Source organism: Daejeonella sp. (assembly GCF_044348475.1).
Taxonomy (GTDB): domain Bacteria; phylum Bacteroidota; class Bacteroidia; order Sphingobacteriales; family Sphingobacteriaceae; genus Daejeonella.
In genome coordinates this window covers 1-18,951 of record NZ_JBIKSU010000024.1, presented here as the reverse complement: position 1 = coordinate 18,951, position 18,951 = coordinate 1, and the positions used below count along the sequence as shown (strand labels likewise).

The following is an 18,951-nucleotide window of genomic DNA, read 5'->3' as shown; positions in this document are numbered from 1 at the left end:
AGGTTTTTAAAACAGTATTGATATTTAAATGTTAAACAGATTGAAATTTAACCCCATCACAGTAAATTGGATGATTCATCACCCCATTCACATGCTTCATCTGTGTTATCAGGTAAATCATTAAAATTATATCTATCGGGGAATCTCAGTCGGTCATATATCCTCCAAAATTCACGCAACACCGGATATAGAACTAGGCAATTGTTTTTGAGGCTTGGTCAAAACCAAAATTTAGTACCAAGATTAACCGTATCGCAAAATTTGTAGAAAACCTTTTAATTTATATTTTGATTATGACCATGTTGATGAATATCAGTAGATTCATACCGATTTATAATTAAATATCAATAAGTACGTTAGGTTAAATGATCATTCATCAATCCTATACAATAAAAGGCGCTGAAGGCAAACCGATTTTAATGGACCTCAGCTTTAAAACTGGCCAGGAAGAAAATCCGATGGTAATCTTTGTTCATGGATTCAAGGGCTTTAAAGACTGGGGTGCCTATAAGCTTGTAGCAGAATACTTTGCTAAGCAAGGTTTCAGATTTCTAAAATTTAATTTTTCTCATAATGGCACAACACCTGAAAGCCCACTTGAATTTGTAGATCTGGGTGCATTTGGTGACAACACTTTTTCTAAAGAATTTACTGATCTAGACTTAGTGATCTCTTTTGCAAAAAGTGGTATTAAATTTCAGGCACCTAACAGCTTAAGTTTGATTGGGCATAGTCGTGGCGGTGGCACATCTATTATTCAGGCAGCTAAAGATCAACGCATTAGCAAACTAATTACCTGGGCTGCAATTGCTAATTTCAGGAGCCTTTGGAAAAAAGAGGATGAGATTGAATGGCAAAAAAAAGGGGTAATATTTAATTTCAATTCTAGAACAAAACAATATACCCCTCTAAAAATTGATCTTTTATATGATCTGGAGAATAATTCCCAATCATTTGATATTTTACAAGCCGCAGCCCGAATCAATAAGCCCTGGCTTATTTTACACGGTAATCAGGATGAAAATGTGCTAACCGGCGAAGCTTTAAAACTGAAAGAGAATTCTTTAAATGCAGAACTATTCATAGTTCCCTATGCAAATCACGTTTTTGGAGCTTCACATCCTTTCACAAAGGAAGAATTACCTCTTGCATTACAGTTAACTTGTGAAAAAAGTGTTGAATTTCTAAGAAAAGAGATTTAAAATTTATTTTAGCTCAAAAGAATCGTTGCTACTATAAATAACTTAATTATCAAGCTCAGGATCTACCCAATTTCCATCGCCGCGTATGATTCCGATTAGTTCATCTAACGCATTTTCGGTATTCACATTTTTCTTGACTACCTCTTTTCCGCGATAGAGCGTGATTTTTCCTGGACCAGTACCAACATATCCATAATCTGCATCTGCCATTTCGCCCGGACCGTTAACAATACAGCCCATGATCCCAATCTTTAATCCTTTCAAATGATCTGTGCGACTACGGATCATTTGGGTGGTAATCTGCAGATCAAAAAGTGTTCTGCCGCAACTAGGGCATGAAATATATTCTGTTTTAGATATTCTTGAGCGGGTAGCCTGTAGAATTCCGAAAGATGTAGAAAGAATAGTTTTTGCAGGTATTTCTGATGCATCCGCCCATACACCATCTCCAAAACCATCCAAAAGTAAACCACCAAGATCAGTTGCAGCATATAACTGAAAATCTGTGTCCTTTGGCAAAATAGTTGCATTTTTATCCGTCAAACTATATTTTCTCTTAATAATTACCGGAATCTCTAGACCCATATTCATGAGTTTAAAAAATGCATTTCGCTGATCCTGCAATCCACAAATAGCATGTGTTTCTAGAACAAAAACAAGTGTATTATCTATTGAAAGTTCTTTGAACAGCTCCGAATCAATATCCTGATTCGAAATAGAAACTAAGTTCAATGCCGGATCATGATCTTTCGAAGAAATAAATTCTTCAAGTGAATAAAATGGATGACAATTACTCTTATCAACTAATAATTTCCATGTTGAATAATTATAAAGTTGCTTCAAATTTCCAGGAAAGTTGAAGGATGGCAATTGATCAGCTAGGTAAACAAAATCAGTTGATTGCTCAGCCATATTGTATTTATCAAGCAGTGATGAATACAGGTATCCCACATCTGCAAGAATGGATGGGTCTTTTAAATTTTTATGAGATAGATCAATAATTACCCTTGGAACCTGATGGCCACCAATAAAGGTATTGAGTTCTGCAGAATGGCGCCTTTGGTACTCGTAGGGATTGTGATTATCTGTTGTCTGTTGTCTGTTGTCTGTTATCTGTTGTCTGTTGTCTGTTGTCTGTTGTTCCTTATCTGTTGTCTGTTGTCTGTTATCTGTTGCCTGTTGTATTTTATCTGTTATCTGTTGTCTGTTGTCTGTTGTCTGTTGTATTTTATCTGTTATCTGTTGTCTGTTGTCTGTTGTCTGTTGTTTCTTCTTGTCTGATAACTGATAACTGTCAACTGATAACTCCTTTCTATTGTCTGATAACTGATAACTGTCAACTGATAACTCCTTTCTATTGTCTGATAACTGATAACTGATAACTGATAACTCCCTTTCCTTATACCGGTCAGCTAATGAAATAGCCACAGGTGCTTCAAATTCAGGGTCTTCGGTAAGCGAGACTCGAATGGTGTCGCCTAATCCATCTTCTAGTAATGCCCCAATGCCAACAGCTGATTTTATTCTGCCGTCTTCTCCATCACCGGCCTCAGTAACGCCTAGGTGTAGTGGATAGTTCATCCCTTCTTTAACCATAGTTTCAACCAGCAAACGATAGGCCTGAACCATAACTTGCGGATTACTAGATTTCATGGAGATGACCAAATTGTAATAATTCAGATCTTCACACATGCGCATGAACTCCATCGCCGACTCAACCATACCTTGCGGGGTATCGCCATAATGGCTCATGATTCGATCTGAAAGGGAACCATGATTTGTACCTATTCGCATTGCGGTTCCATATTCTTTACAAACCTTGACTAAAGGACTAAACTTTTTATAGATCCTTTCTAGCTCGGCATTGTATTCAGTAGTGGTATATTCAAAATTCTCAAAGCGCTTTTTATCTGCGTAATTTCCAGGATTAATACGAACTTTTTCTACAATCCTTGCAGCTTCTTCAGCAGCGTTGGGAGTGAAATGAATGTCGGCAATCAATGGGACATTGTATCCACGCGCAATTAATTCCTTCTTGATAAGAGCTAAATTTTTAGCTTCCTTTACACTTGGAGCTGTGATTCTGACGTATTCACAACCGGCATCTACCATCCGGATAGTTTGCTCAACAGTACCGATGGTATCCATCGTATCCGTTGTAGTCATACTTTGAATTCTAATCGGATTGTTTGCACCCATTGGGATATGTCCGATAGTTACCTCACGGGTCAAAAATCTGGAAAAGGTATCCAATGAATTACAATACTTGCCGTTTAAAGCATTAAAAGGCTTCTTAATCATTAAATGGGATTAATATCATACAAAACTAAATAATATGATGCTTATGTATTGTCAAATTTAGGTCTTTTAAAAAAAATCCTCTCTTTTAGCCAAAAAAATATAGAAGATGCATTGTCATTGATTGTTCTTGTATAATTATTCAAATTACACCCTTAAACTATCTAAAATGAAATAATCACCCATTTAATCCTGATAATTATACACCCATGGCATACATAATAATATTCACTCCAAATTTGGTATTATCCTCTGCATAAAACCGTTTATTTCGAAAATCATAATCCCATTCACAACCATAATCTTTGTTACTGTATAGCACTCCGATACGCCCATTTATTTCAATAGCTTTCAGATAATCATGCACCAGATCATCACCCCAGCCGTTTAATTCAAATGAAGTAGTAGGTGGCCCCTTTTCGAATTTAAAAAATGATTGATAGATCTGGTGGTTATTAGGAATTTTTTTCAAGGCCGACTGACCAAAGATGGAACTCATTTGAGCCTCAAAAGATCTGGCAAATAGCCCGTCGATATCATGATTACAGTCGTCTACAAAAACAAAACCACCATTATCCACATATTTTTTAAAATTTAGCTTTTCCTGTTGATTGAATTGAACCAATTTATGCCCGCTGAGATATGAAAATGGGTATAAAAACAACTCATTACTAGAGAGTTCTACGACTTTTTCCTCATTATTTATTGGAATAGTAGTGTATTCAACCAATGAGTTTAGCAGATTTGATGGCATACGCTGATCTGTATCCCAATCGCCTGAGCGGTATTTTATTCGTGTAAATGTGAACTTCGAACCAAACATTCGTCTAAATTATCTCAATATATCTTCCCAAAAACTCTTTTCAGCAGATTTTTTTGTAAAAATCTGGATGGGCATATACTTATTACCTGTTTCCGCCAATTTATTCCTAATTTTCGGATTATTAAACCAATTATACGAACTTGAAAATTTCAGAAAGTAATATTAAGGCATTAATTGCTAAGCTACCGCATTTAAAAGAAGAGATTCAGAAAGTAATTGTTGGGCAGGATCAGGTTTTGGAAGAAATGATCATCTCCTTAATGGCCGGCGGACATTGCCTTTTAGAGGGTGTTCCAGGACTTGCCAAAACATTAATGGTTAAAACCCTGTCGCAAGCCATGCACCTTTCTTTTAGAAGAATACAATTCACACCCGATCTGATGCCAACAGATATCATCGGAACAGAGATATTAGAAGAAGATCATAGCACCGGAAAACGATTTTTTAAGTTCAATAAGGGCCCCATTTTTGCCAATATTATTCTGGCTGATGAGATCAACCGTACACCCCCAAAAACTCAGGCGGCTTTACTAGAAGCGATGCAAGAATTTGAGGTTACCTATGGTGGCCAAACCTACCCATTAGACCGTCCTTTTTTTATACTGGCAACCCAAAACCCAATTGAGCAGGCAGGAACTTACCCTTTACCTGAAGCACAGCTGGATCGTTTTCTGCTCTTTGTTAAAATTGGGTACCCAAGCGAGCAGGAAGAATTTGGAATTTTGAATAGCACTACAGGATCAAATAAAACAGTGATTGAGCCAGTTTTGAGCGGTGATGAAATTTTACAGATCCAATCACTGGTTAGAGATGTAAGCATCAGCCAAGATCTAATTGAATATGTAAGCAAGCTTATTCGTGCAACAAGACCGGATACCACTAATGTTGACTATGTAAAAGAATGGGTAAGATGGGGTGCCGGGCCGCGAGCCGGACAGGCATTGATTTTAACTGCAAAAGCCAGAGCATTGTTAAAAGGGCGATATGCTGTCATTATGGACGACCTGCATACAATGGCTTATCCGGTATTACGCCATCGTATTCTTGTTAATTTTAAGGCAGAAGCAGAAAACGTCAACTCAGACCAGGTTACTTCAGCGTTAATCAGGTCTGTTGAGCGGTCAAAGATTCAGGCTTAGACGCAAAATTTGATCGTTTTTCAATAAATTATCAATACCACTCCAATGAGTAAATTAGTAGACCCAAAAGTCGTAATGGCTATTAAAGACCTTTCACTGGCAGCAAAAACTGTAGTGGATGGCTTTATGACAGGGGTTAATAAAAGCTCTATTAAAGGTCCGGGACTTGAATTTAGCCAATACAGAAGTTATCAACCAGGCGATGACCTTCGCTGGCTTGATTGGAAAATGTATGGCCGTTCTGATCGGTATTATATCCGAGAATCAGAAGTCGAAACCAGCATTTCTGTTCGGTTTCTAATCGATGCTAGTGGATCAATGAACCATGAAGATGGAGGATATAAAAAATTAGATTACGCCAGATACCTAGCCGCTTCACTGGCCTATCTTGCTAATATTCAAGGCGATGCAATTGGTTTGTATGTATTTCAAGATGGGGGTTTATTCTCATTGGCTGCCAAACAAGATTTCCAGCATTTATCCAGAATGTTTTATCAGCTGGAAAACATCAAAGCAGGTGGCAATTTTACTAAGCCCATTCATTACAAAGATATTTACACCGGGTCAAAAAAAAGGGAGTTGCTGATCTTTATTACCGATATGTATGAACAGAATGGAGAGATACTGCAATTAATTGACACTCTAACTTCCTTAAAAAATGAAGTGATTGTATTTCATCTAATGGGCAAAAATGAATTGGAACTTGATTTTAAAGGCTACTCAGAATTAGAAGATCTTGAAACTGGTCAAACCATTAAAATTGACGTCAAAACTGCTAAAAATATGTACCAAGAAAAGCTTGAAAAGCATTTGAACAGTATGAGAATGGAACTATTAGACCGTCATATTTTTTACCGTATGATCAGTATGGCTGAACCTCTCGATCAAGCATTAAGAGATTTTCTTACCCAACGCAGCAAATTAAGAACTTAGGCCTTGTTCCAACTAATTAACCCTTTATGGCTATTTGCGATTGGCGGAATTTCAATCCCGCTAATCATTCATTTGTGGAATATTAAAAAAGGAAAGACGCTAAAAATTGGAAGTATCAGCCTGCTAGGAGAAAGCTCTAGGCAAAGTGCCCGTAGTTTAAAACTGATTGATCTGCTCTTATTATTTCTTCGTTGCCTATTGCTGATCATTTTAGCCTTGATACTCGCAGGCCCCTTATGGAACAGCAAAATAAATACAACTGCAAATAAGGGATGGATCCTGATTGAAAAACAAAATCTCAAAGAAACATCTAGCCAGTTTAAAAAAGAAATTGACTCTCTAAGTAAACTTGGTTATGAATTTCATTTTTTTGAACCAGGTTTTCAGTATGCTAAACTTGAGGATGCATTGAATCAAAATATATCAGAAATAGGTTCTGCGCAGCTGCTCCCCTACTGGTCATTGATTCAATTACTAGAAGATGAAATTCCTGAAAATACTCAAGTTTTTCTTTTCACTCCAAACCTATTGAATAGACTAGGTACGAAACGGCCGCTTGTTACTCATCCCATACAATGGAAAACTTACACGCCTGCTGATTCAACAGCTACCTGGATTGAAAATGCCTGGTTCAATGAATCAGACAGTGTAAAGGTCACAATTGCCACTAGTAATCCTAGTAAAACTACATTTAAAACCGTAGCTATTGATCCTGCATATAACAATAGCCCATTTGAATTCGACATTCAGAATGGTAAGGCAAGTTTAAAATTTAAAGATAAGAAGCAGGGTGATTCACTTCCGGTTACTATTGATACGGCAACAATTAGAATAGCCATTTATACGGATAAGTTTAAAAATGATGCCAGCTATTTAAAAGCAGCATTAACTGCTATAAAAAAATATACGGGCCAAAAAATAAAACTGACTGAATATTCAACAATGAATATTCCATCGGGCCAAAATATCATTTTCTGGCTTTCAGAATCTGCCATACCACCCGGAATAGTTCCATTAAACTTGTTTTTTAAATATGAAAAGGGGGAAATAGAAGTTATCACTAGCAAGTTAAATCTATCCCCATCCATGAGCAGTATTGAAAAGGAAGCTATTAAACTGTTCAAACGAAATGTATACCCTAAAAATTCAACAGGTGGTTTCTCGGTTTGGGAAGACGGTTTTGGGAAGCCTCTACTTGATCTGAAAATGGAAAATAAGTTATCAGTCTTTCATTTTTATTCCAGATTTAATCCGGATTGGAACGAACTGGTTTGGAGTAATGATTTCGCCAAGGCCTTGATTCCAATTATCATCCCAAATCAAGATGCCTTAGAAATACATCCATCAGACAAAAGAAGTATGAGGCAAGAACAGATCGTTCCTAGCTTTATTAAAGAAAACGATACCAATGCAGCCAAAAATCAGGGAAGCCAAAAAAGCCTAGAAAATCAGTTCTGGCTTGCTTTAATTTCAATATTCGTAGTAGAAAGATATTTAACCTTCAGAAACAATCTTAGTTGATATGAACCATTCAGAAGGCATCAAACACATAAAATCAATTAAGATACGTTGGATATGCTCTGGCTTATTTAGCGCTGTATTTTTGGCAATATCAATCTCCTTGTTAGGACTTAGCGTATGGAATAGTATTTCGCCTGTATCTTATTGGTTTATACTTCCGATAAGCCTACTGATCTCGATTGGACTAATTCAAATTTTTAAACTATCAAAAATCAGCGAGGATGATGTTTCTAGGCTACTCGACCAAACCTATCCCCAGCTTGAAGAAAGCTTTTCATTGGTTCTCAAAAATTCTGAAAAACTGAATGCGCTAGAAAAACTACAGATAGAAAAAATCAAAAATGAGATGCAGCGTATTCAAGCACCAGCATTGATCTATAAACGCTTGAAAATCTCTGCACTATTTCTGGTCATTTCGATTCTTGTTTCGATAGTCATTTCTAGTTTAGATGTTGCCACTTTAAACAACAGCATAGTAATCGAAAACCAAGCAAAGCCTTCAATACCTGATAAAATATTACCTGAAATATCTTCCATCAAGCTAAAGATTATACCGCCGGTCTATACTACAAGAAATACAAGAGTTCAACAGCAGTTTTCGGCCACAGTTGAAGATGGCGCATTGCTAGAATGGCTTATTGAAACCAGCAAGCCTGCTAGCAAAATCAAGTTTATTTTCAATGATAAGGAAAAGATAAAATTACGCTCAGTGAATAAATCAGGTACACAATGGGCTGTTAGTAAAACAATTAAGCAACCAGGTTTTTATCAGGTGGAGCTAGATGGTAAACTATCTGAGCTGTATAAATTGGAAACGATTAAAGATGAGGCAGCAGTAATCCGCATCATCACTCCAAAGCAATACAGTACCATTGATTTTGGCGAGCCTCAAAAAACAACTTTACAGGTTCAAATCAACGATGATTATGGCATAAATGATACCTATATCTCGGCAACTATCAGTAGCGGAAAAGGGGAAAGTGTGAAATTCAAGGAGCAAGTAATCCGGTTCAACGAAAGCATGAATGGGAAACAGGAATATAAGCTTCAAAAAACAATTGATCTTCCAAAATTAGGAATGGTTCCGGGAGATGAATTGTATTTCTATATTAACGTTACTGACAGCCGGAAACAGCAAAGCAGATCTGATATTTATATCGTCAGCATTCAGGATACTGCCAAATTAATGAGTATGGATGGGATGCTTGGAGGTATTAATCTTGTTCCTGAATATTTTAGAAGCCAGAGGCAGATCATTATCGATACCGAGAAAATTTTAAAAGATAAAAACTCCATAAGCGAAGAAGAATTTAAAAACCGAAGCAATAATCTAGGGATCGACCAGAAATTACTCAGGTTGCGTTATGGCAAATTTTTGGGTGAAGAAACCGATGAGGAAATAGGTGAAGAGCATCAGGAAACTACTGCAGCTGAAGAATCTGCTGCATTTGGCAATGCCGAAAAAATGATGGATGCCTATGCCCATAAACATGATATTGCTGAAGATGCAACCTTCTTTGAGCCTGAACTAAAAGCCCAGCTTAAGGCCACCTTAACAGAAATGTGGAAGTCGGAACTTAGATTAAGAACCTATAAGCCCGTTGAAGCGCTACCCTTTGAGTACAAGGCATTACGTCTACTTAAAGATCTTCAGCAAAAGTCTAGAGCTTATGTTTCAAAAACAGCATTGAAAACGCCGGCAATAAAAGCCGAAAAGCGCCTGAGCGCCGAACTTGATAAAATTATTCAGCCATCGGTAGAGCGAACTATTTTGAAAAGCCAAAATCAAAATGCGTTGAAAAAATCAACCTCAATTATTGCCAAACTAAAAGAAGGGAAAAAACTAAACCAATCTGAGTACAGTATCCTCCAAGAGGCAAACCGTACCCTTGTAGCAAAAGCCTCGGCTCAACCTGTAGGTTATTTAAAGGCATTGGTAATTATGCGTAAAATTCTAAGCAAATCAGGCAACGAGATGGTCAGTTTTGGAGAGCTATCTACCCTAGAAGCAGCATTGCAAAGCATGATTAAAAACGAAGTTAAAACGCCCCAGGCTACAACAGCAGCGCCTAAAACATCACTTTCGACAGAATATTTTAATCGCTTAAAGCGTCAGCAACCCTAAAATGGATAAGATCTATAGTATTATCTTTCTTGCCCTACTGCTCAGTTTTCTGATTTTTAAAGAAATTGGAAGGAAGAACAAATCGAATTTAATTTTCAGACTAAGCGCATCTATTTTGGCAATTGTATCTTTATTATTTATTCTTTTTCCTTTAAAATATGATAGAAAAGTTAGTTTGAGCAACAGTACGATTGCCATTCTTTTAACTGATGGTTATTCTAAAGATAGTTTAGAAAAATATAAAGGTGCTTCACTATTTAGCACAGACCTTGCGATTACTAAAAAAGATAATAAAGTACAATACATCCACAATATCGCCTATTTCTTGACTTCAAAGCCTGATTATCAAACCCTTCATATTTTTGGATATGGCCTAGAATCGGATGAACTAAAAAGCCTGAAAAACAAAAATTTGATTTTTCATCCAACAGCCTTAAAAAACGGGGTAAGTTCAATCAGCTGGCCTGAAAAGATTCGTTCAGGCGAGCAATTACTTGTACAAGGCAAGTATAATAATACTTCAAGACCAGAAGTCAAGCTTATTCTGCAGGGCTTGGGCACAAATCTAGACTCAGTAACGATCAGGAAGGATACATGGAATAATTTTGAGTTAAAATGTATTCCAAAACATCTAGATAAAGCGGTTTACTCACTTATAGCACTAGCCGATAAGGATACACTCTCAAGAGAAAAATTACCGGTGATAGTTAAAGAACGGGAATCGATGAGGATATTGATCCTGGCATCAGCTCCTGACTTTGAGAACAAATTTTTAAAAAACTGGCTTGCCCAGCAGGGCTATAGTTTATCTGTAAGAACCAGTATCAGCACGGCCAAATACAATACCGAGTTTCTGAATAGTAGAAAAAATGATCTCAATCGTATCAATACAACCCTTCTTAATGATTTTGATATTTTAATAGGCGATATGAGTGAATTATCGCGCTTAAGCAAGCTTGAAAATCAGGCTGTTCAAAATCAGGTAAATCAGGGCATGGGGTTAATTATTAAAGCTGATGCATCAGAATCAGGAAATGGTTTTTACAGGAAGGCATTTCCCATTCGAGAAAATAAACAGGCAATCCCAAAAACAATAAAATTGACTTGGGAAGGACATTCTGCACTTAAAGCAATACTTCAGGGAAGCAGCTCTATCGAAATTTTGGCACAAGCTGGAACGCAAAGTCTGGTAAAAAATGAACGAGGCAATATTTTAACGAACAGTAAGTTGTTTGGCCAGGGAAAAATCCTGATGACTGTGATCACTGATTCATACACCTGGATGCTTGGCAATCAAGAGGAAGATTATTCATCTTTATGGTCGTATATTCTTCAAAAAGCAGCTAGAAAGAAAGAAAATACCGAAAGCCTTGCAGTTCATTTCCTTCCTGTAATAAATAAAGACACGGGCATCGAAATTCAAACTGAAACTGGAAATATATCACGCTTTCAAATTAAGGGTAAAAGGATTGCTTTAAAACAGCATTCATTAATGAGTTTTCAGGAGACGGGATCTTTTTGGGCTGCAGAGTCGGGATGGCAATCTTTTCAATTTGAAAATACTGATTCCAATTGGTTTTATGTATTTGATGAAAAAGCGTGGACTGTAGTTAAGGCTTCAGAAAAACTGAAAAATACACAGAATTTTATTGAACAATCTGCGAAAAAGATCACAACTGGGAATGAGGCTGTACAGGTTTATGAAGACACGATTCACCCAATCTGGTTTTACATTTTATTTATACTTTGTTGCACATATTTATGGCTTGAAGTAAAATTATCTTAACTTCAATTTTAGAAACATGCTGATCGCTTGATCAGTTAGTTTAAATAACCAATTTAAAGGAGGATAACATATTGAAAAGAAGTGAATTTCTCTACCTGAGTGGGATGGGTACAGGGGCATTAATGCTACCAAACCTAGCACTTTTTGGTAATCCAATCGATCCAATGGAAGCATTGAACGTGGTGGATGTGAAAATAAAAAAGGAATTAGCCGATGTGGCATTGAATGCGGCAAGAGCAAAAGGTGCCAGTTATGCAGATATTCGTATCGGACGCTACCTGAACCAGTTTGTTGCTACACGCGAAAATCGGGTACAGGGTGTATCAAATACTGAATCGTATGGAGTTGGGGTACGCGTAATTGCGAATGGATGTTGGGGTTTTGCCTCAACAAACAACGTTACCAAAGAAGATATTGCCAAAGCTGCTGAAAAAGCAGTTGCCGTTGCCAAAGCAAATTCCAAAATTCAGGGAGCGCCCGTTCAGTTGGCACCTCAAAAGGGATATGGTGAAGTAAGCTGGAAATCGCCAATTGAAAAAAATGCATTTGAAGTGCCCGTAAAAGAAAAAGTTGATCTTCTTCTTGCAACCAATGCACTTGCTATGTCAGGTGGTGCAAGCTTTGTCAATTCAGTGATTTTCGCTGTAAACGAGCAGAAGTATTTTGCATCAACAGACGGATCCTATATTGATCAAGACATTCATCGAATTTTTCCAAATTTCACGGTAACAAAAATTGACCGTAGCAGCGGAAAGTTTGATACAATCAAATCGCTAAGTACTCCAATGGGCATGGGTTATGAATATTTAGAACCCAAAGAAAGCAGCAAAGTAAAAGGTATCGTGACCCGGTATAAAGATCGCTACGATATTCTGGAAGATATCAAATCAGCTACAGTTAATGTAGACCAGAAAATGAAAGCTAAATCGGTTGAGCCCGGTAAATATGATATGGTACTTGACCCTTCACACCTTTGGTTAACTATCCATGAGTCTGTAGGTCATCCAACAGAACTGGATCGCGTATTGGGTTATGAAGCGAATTATGCAGGTACCAGTTTCCTAAGCCTCGACAGACTGAACTCCAAAAAATTCAATTTTGGTAATAAGCTGGTGAATGTTGTTGCAGATAAAACTGAAAAAACTTCATTAGGAGCAGTAGGGTATGATGATGAAGGTGTAGCATGTAAGAAATGGGATATTATAAAGGATGGAGTCCTTGTTAACTTCCAAGCAACCCGCGACCAGGCACACATGATTGGATTAAAGGAATCTCAGGGTTGTTCTTATGCTCAAAGCTGGGCAGATGTTCAGTTTCAGCGTATGCCGAATGTATCTCTTCAACCTGGGAAAGAGAAGTTAAGCGTAGATGACATGATCAAAAATGTTGAAAAAGGGGTTTATGTCATCGGCGATGGTTCATTCTCTATTGACCAGCAGCGTTATAATTTCCAGTTTGGCGGCCAAATGTTCTATGAAATCAAAGAAGGCAAGATTGTTGGAATGCTAAAAGATGTAGCCTATCAATCAAACACCCAAGAATTCTGGAATGCAGTAGGGGCTGTTTGCGATGAAAGTGATTACCGTCTTGGTGGCGCCTTCAATGATGGAAAGGGCCAGCCAAGCCAGTCGAATGCCGTATCTCACGGTAGTTCAACAACACGATTTAACGGAGTGAATGTTATTAATACAGCAAGAAAAATATAAGATATGGGCATAATAAGTAAAGCAGAAGCTCAAGCAATTCTAAAGAAGGCATTGAGTTTTTCTAAAGCAGATGAATGCGAAGTAAGTTTGAATGGTACTGAGGGCGGAAATATCCGCTATGCAAGAAACGCAGTTTCAACAGCTGGCGATATCAGCACAATGGGACTGGCAATCAGCTCTACATTCGGTAAGAAAACAGGTTCTGCAACAATCAATGAATTTGATGATGCATCACTTGAAAAAGTAGTAAGAAGATCTGAGGAGCTGGCACAGCTGGCACCACCTAACCCGGAGTACGTTTCTCTAGAAGGTCCTAAAACTTTTGCAGAATCCATTACCTATAATACCGCTACGGCAGCTGTCAATCCCGACATCAGAGCAGAAGCAGTGAGAAAGAGTTTGGAAGTTGCCAAAGCAGCTAACCTAGAGGCAGCAGGATTTCTTGAAAATTCTACTAGTTTTAGAGCCATCATGAATTCAAAAGGTTTATTCGCTTACAATACAGATACTGACGTTTCATTCTCTGTAACAACGCGTAATCAGGCCGGCACCGGATCAGGTTATGTTAGTGAAAGTTTTAATGACATCAGGAAACTGGATACGCTGGCATTAACTAAAGTTGCTTCAGGAAAAGCTAATGGATCTGCAGGTGCAAGAGCTATTGAACCTGGTAAATACACGGTAATTCTAGAACCACTTGCTGCGAGTGATATGCTATCCAATATGGTTAGAGGTTTCGATGCAAGAAGTGCAGAAGAAGGCAGAAGTTTTATGAGTAAGAAAGGTGGAGGCACCCGCTTAGGCGAACAATTGTTCAATGAGCAGGTAACCATTTATTCAGATCCGTTTAATGCTGATTTACCTTCAGGAACATGGAATGGCGATGGTCTTCCACAAGAAAAAGTTACCTGGGTTGAAAAAGGTGTGGTCAAAAATCTGAGCTATTCTCGTTACTGGGCACAACAAAAAAATGTAAAACCTGTACCTGGTGCTAACAGAGTTATTATGGAAGGTGGAACAGCTTCACTCGAAGATCTGATAAAAAGCACTGAAAAAGGCATTTTGGTCACACGTTTCTGGTATATCAGAAGTGTTGACCCTCAAACTTTACTCTTGACCGGACTGACACGTGACGGTACATTCTATATTGAAAACGGAAAGATTATGTTCCCGGTGAAAAATTTCAGGTTTAATGAAAGTCCAATCATCATGCTGAACAATGTGGAAGCTCTTGGAAAACCACAGCGTAGCGGAAATATGATCGTACCCCCAATGAAGATCCGAGATTTTACCTTCTCATCTCTTTCTGACGCAGTATAAATCATCGTATATTAACTCAGAATTAATTAATTATCGTTATGAGAAGAAGAGATTTTTTATACGTTTCAGGAATAGGTGTTGGAGCATCCATGCTGCAGTCTATCCCGGTCATAGGCCGTGATATTGCGATTGAGGATGCTTTAATGCCGATTGATGCAAGTCTGAAGAAAAAGTTGGCAGACATCGCATTGAATGCTGCCCGATCTAAAGGGGCTACTTATGCTGATGTTCGCATTGGCAGGTACCTGAACCAGTTTCTCACCACCCGTGAAACCCGCGTTGAGAGCATCAGCAACACTGAATCTTACGGAATGGGAATCCGGGTAATTGCGAATGGAAGCTGGGGCTTTGCAGCAATTGATAACCTGACCGAGGATACTATTGCAAAAGCAGCTGCATCAGCCGTACAGATCGCAAAGGTAAACTCCAAACTACTGACCGAGCCGGTAAGGCTTGCTCCCCAAAAGGGATATGGTGAAATTAGTTGGAAAACACCTTTTGAAAAAAACTCATTCGAGATTCCGATCAAAGAAAAAACAGAATTACTGCTTGCAGTAAATGAAGCTGCCTTAAAAGGTGGAGCCAATTTTGTTAATTCATCCTTGTTTCTAGTGAATGAACAGAAATACTTTGCATCAACCGAAGGTTCTTACATTGATCAGGATATTCACAGGCTTTGGCCAACCTTTACTGTAACCAAAATCGATTCTAAATCAGGAAAATTTGAAACCCGTAACTCACTAAGTTCACCGATGGGTATGGGTTATGAGTACCTGAATCCGAAAAAAGAAGAAGAGATTGACGGACTGTTCACCATTTACAAAAACCGGTATAATATGCTGGAAGATGCCGTTACAGCAACTCGGCATGTAGAGGAGAAATTAAGGTCAAAACCAGTAGAGCCCGGAAAATATGATTTGATCATTGATCCTACCAATCTTTTCCTGACTATTCATGAATCTGTAGGACACCCTTCTGAGCTTGACCGCGTTTTAGGATATGAGGCAAATTATGCCGGCACTAGTTTCCTAACACTTGATAAATGGGAAAGTAAGAAATTTAATTTTGGCAGTAAGATTGTCAACTTTGAAGCCGATAAAACAGAAAAAGGATCTCTTGCAGCAGTTGGCTACGATGATGAGGGTGTAAAATGCAAAAACTGGGATATCATCAAGGACGGAATTCTAGTCAATTACCAAACCATTCGCGACCAAGCACATATTTTGGGTCTTCCCGAATCGCAGGGCTGCTGCTATGCTGACAGTTGGGACAAGGTTCAATTTCAGCGCATGCCAAATGTTTCACTCAAAGCCGGAAAAACGCCACTGAGTGCAAATGACATGGTTAAAAACGTAGAGAAAGGAATTTATATTTTTGGGCGTAACTCCTACTCTATCGATCAGCAACGTTATAATTTCCAATTTAGCGGACAACTTTGTTTTGAAGTGAAAGATGGAAAAATTGGCGGCTTGTTAAAAGATGTGGCTTATCAGTCAAACACCCAAGAATTCTGGAACTCTTGTTCAGCCATTTGTGATGAAAAAGATTATCGCCTGGGCGGTTCTTTCTTTGACGGAAAAGGTCAGCCTAGTCAAGTAAGCGCAGTATCACATGGATGTGCCACTACTTTATTTAAAGGTGTAAACGTGATTAATACCGGCCGAAAAATATAGCTAAGGATAAACTAATTGGATACCGGCATTAGCGTAAAACCGTTGCCGGTATTTTTTTTTGATTTTTATGTCGCTTCGCATAATCACAATCTGTCTGCTAAATAGTAATTTAGAATAATTTAACTGACCATTGATGACTACTGATACCGGAATTTATAGCCAGAAAAAAAAGAAAAATCTAGAATAAGGTATTTAGAATACTAGTAACATTCTGTTTCAGTCTGCGTCTTAATAACTAAGACTTTAAAAAAGATGTTTAACCTAATTGAAAAACAAATTATTTATATATTTAATTGATTACCGCTTAAAAGCCTCTCAAAAACGGTACAATTACCCATTGAGTTTTTGCTAATTAGACTACCCCATAAAAATACTAACCTGAAAAATAAATGAGAAGAAGAGATTTTGTTCACCTTACGGGACTGGGTGCTGCTGCAGCTATGCTTCCGTCCATTCCTGTTTGGGGTAATTCAGTTCCGCTGGATGCTGCTCTAGACCGGATCGATCCGGCACTTAAAAAACGGATGTCTGATGTAGCACTGAATGCTGCACGTTCTAGAGGTGCCACTTATACAGATGTTCGCATTGGGCGATACCTGAATCAGTTTGTGGTTACCCGTGAAGACAAAGTTGAAAATATTGTGAATACCGAATCTTATGGGATGGGTATTCGCGTAATTGCAAACGGAAGCTGGGGATTTGCAGCTACCGACAAAATGGATAATGACAGCATCGCAAAAGCAGCTGAATTGGCTGTAGCTATAGCCAAAGAAAATTCTCGTTTGCTCACAGAACCGGTACAGCTGGCACCACAAAAAGGATATGGAGAAGTGAGCTGGAAAGCGCCAATTGAAAAAAATGCATTTGAAGTACCGATGAAAGAAAAAGTTGATCTTTTACTTTCGGTGAATGATGCAGCGCTAAAGGGCGGAGCAAACTATGCAAACTCAATCCTATTTTTAGTTAATGAGCAGAAATACTTTGCCTCAACTGACGGTTCTTACATCGATCAGGATATTCACCGTATTTGGCCTACTTTCTTCTTAACAAAAATCGATGCAAAATCTGGAAAATTCGAAACCCGAAATTCTTTAAGTGCGCCAATGGGTATGGGATATGAATACCTAGAAGCCCGTCCGCAGGATAAGATCCAGGGAGTAACTACCCTGTACAAAGGGAGATACGACATGCTAGAAGATGCAAAAGCTGCTGCCACTCAAGTTGGACAAAAAATAACTGCCAAATCTGTAGAAGCAGGAAAATACGATCTTGTTTTAGATCCTTCTCACCTTTGGTTAACTATCCATGAATCTAGCGGTCACCCAACTGAATTAGACAGAGTACTCGGATATGAAGCAAATTTTGCCGGAACAAGCTTCCTGACCTTAGATAAATGGCAGTCTAAAAACTTTAAATATGGAAGTGAGCTAGTGAACATCGTGGGTGATAAAACACAGCCAGGCTCTTTAGGTGCAGTAGGCTATGACGATGAAGGTGTTGGAACAAAGAAATGGGATATCATCAAGGATGGTGTTCTAGTCAATTACCAGGCTATCCGCGATCAGGCACATATTGTTGGGCTAAATGAATCTCAGGGTTGTTGCTATGCCGATAACTGGAGCAGTGTACAGTTTCAGCGGATGCCAAATGTATCCCTATTGCCGGGCAAACAACAGAAAAGCATTGATGACCTAATCAAAAATGTTGAAAAAGGAATTTATATCATTGGCGACGGATCATTCTCAATTGACCAACAGCGTTATAATTTCCAATTTGGCGGTCAGCTATATTATGAAATCAAAGAAGGAAAAATTACAGGAATGCTGAAAGATGTTGCCTATCAGGCAAATACACAGGAATTCTGGAATGCATGCAGCGATATGTGCGATGAACGTGATTATCGCCTGGGTGGATCATTCTTTGATGGTAAGGGTCAACCAATGCAATCTAGTGCAGTTTCACATGGATGTGCTACTACCCGTTTTAATGGAGTTAATGTAATCAATACAGCAAGAAAAATCTGAAGATAAGACCATGTCAATACTAAATAAAGAACAGGCTCAGGTACTTTTAAAGAAAGTGTTGAGCTATTCCAAAGCAGATGAATGCGAGGTTAACCTCAGTGGTTCTGATGCAGGAAATATACGATATGCCAGAAATTCTGTTTCTACCAGCGGTGGGGTCAGCTCCAATAGTTTGGTGGTATCATCTGCCTTCGGCAAAAAAATGGGAGTTGCAACAATCAATGAATATGATGACGAATCGCTTCGAAAGGTTGTTCAACGGTCAGAAGAGCTGGCTATGCTGGCACCTGAAAACCCTGAATTTGTTTCATTTATGGGTCCGCAGATGTATCCTGAATCGGCAACATTTGTTCAGGCAACGGCAGATATGAGTCCAAAAGACCGTGCCGATGCCGTTGCAA

At 38.4% G+C, this 18,951-nt stretch carries 13 protein-coding genes; 11 read left to right on the top strand and 2 right to left on the bottom strand.

Translation table 11 applies throughout. The features are described 5' to 3' along the window. Nucleotides 1–365: 365 nt before the first annotated feature. On the top strand, nucleotides 366–1,202 hold the full coding sequence (locus ACIQZ6_RS07220; RefSeq protein WP_395809628.1) for an alpha/beta hydrolase family protein: 837 nt from the start codon (nucleotides 366–368) through the stop codon (nucleotides 1,200–1,202). A gap of 42 nt (nucleotides 1,203–1,244) precedes the next feature. Here ACIQZ6_RS07220 and ispG read toward each other — a convergent pair whose 3' ends face one another. After that, complete coding sequence (gene ispG / locus ACIQZ6_RS07215) at nucleotides 1,245–3,503, bottom strand: (E)-4-hydroxy-3-methylbut-2-enyl-diphosphate synthase (RefSeq protein WP_395809626.1); 2,259 nt, start codon at nucleotides 3,501–3,503, stop codon at nucleotides 1,245–1,247. Nucleotides 3,504–3,699: 196 nt separating this feature from the next. Beyond that, entirely contained in the window at nucleotides 3,700–4,323 is a 624-nt protein-coding gene (locus ACIQZ6_RS07210) for a DUF4159 domain-containing protein (RefSeq protein ID WP_395809624.1), read from the bottom strand. 140 nt (nucleotides 4,324–4,463) lie between these two features. Here ACIQZ6_RS07210 and ACIQZ6_RS07205 point away from each other — a divergent pair, with 140 nt between their 5' ends. The 10 genes from ACIQZ6_RS07205 to ACIQZ6_RS07160 all read left to right on the top strand — a co-directional run. Continuing rightward, entirely contained in the window at nucleotides 4,464–5,462 is a 999-nt protein-coding gene (locus ACIQZ6_RS07205; RefSeq protein WP_395809622.1) for an AAA family ATPase, read from the top strand. Nucleotides 5,463–5,507: 45 nt separating this feature from the next. After that, nucleotides 5,508–6,395, top strand: a complete 888-nt coding sequence (locus ACIQZ6_RS07200; RefSeq protein WP_395809620.1) for a DUF58 domain-containing protein — start codon at nucleotides 5,508–5,510, stop codon at nucleotides 6,393–6,395. 3 nt (nucleotides 6,396–6,398) lie between these two features. Then, on the top strand, nucleotides 6,399–7,916 hold the full coding sequence (locus ACIQZ6_RS07195; RefSeq protein ID WP_395809618.1) for a BatA domain-containing protein: 1,518 nt from the start codon (nucleotides 6,399–6,401) through the stop codon (nucleotides 7,914–7,916). 1 nt (nucleotide 7,917) lies between these two features. Continuing rightward, nucleotides 7,918–10,041 (top strand): hypothetical protein, encoded by a 2,124-nt coding sequence (locus ACIQZ6_RS07190; protein ID WP_395809616.1) that lies wholly within the window; start codon nucleotides 7,918–7,920, stop codon nucleotides 10,039–10,041. A gap of 1 nt (nucleotide 10,042) precedes the next feature. Beyond that, nucleotides 10,043–11,827: a hypothetical protein gene (locus tag ACIQZ6_RS07185; protein WP_395809614.1), complete on the top strand. Its 1,785-nt coding sequence runs from the start codon at nucleotides 10,043–10,045 to the stop codon at nucleotides 11,825–11,827. 71 nt (nucleotides 11,828–11,898) lie between these two features. Next, nucleotides 11,899–13,533, top strand: a complete 1,635-nt coding sequence (locus ACIQZ6_RS07180) for a TldD/PmbA family protein (RefSeq protein WP_395809612.1) — start codon at nucleotides 11,899–11,901, stop codon at nucleotides 13,531–13,533. A 3-nt stretch (nucleotides 13,534–13,536) separates the two neighbouring features. Further along, complete coding sequence (locus ACIQZ6_RS07175; protein WP_395809610.1) at nucleotides 13,537–14,853, top strand: TldD/PmbA family protein; 1,317 nt, start codon at nucleotides 13,537–13,539, stop codon at nucleotides 14,851–14,853. Nucleotides 14,854–14,891: 38 nt separating this feature from the next. Then, nucleotides 14,892–16,526 carry a TldD/PmbA family protein gene (locus tag ACIQZ6_RS07170; protein WP_395809608.1) on the top strand — a complete coding sequence of 545 codons (1,635 nt, stop codon included), beginning with the start codon at nucleotides 14,892–14,894 and terminating at the stop codon, nucleotides 16,524–16,526. A 389-nt stretch (nucleotides 16,527–16,915) separates the two neighbouring features. Continuing rightward, complete coding sequence (locus tag ACIQZ6_RS07165; RefSeq protein ID WP_395809606.1) at nucleotides 16,916–18,550, top strand: TldD/PmbA family protein; 1,635 nt, start codon at nucleotides 16,916–16,918, stop codon at nucleotides 18,548–18,550. A 10-nt stretch (nucleotides 18,551–18,560) separates the two neighbouring features. Further along, on the top strand, nucleotides 18,561–18,951 hold a 391-nt coding region (locus ACIQZ6_RS07160), incomplete at its 3' end, for a PmbA/TldA family metallopeptidase (protein WP_395809604.1).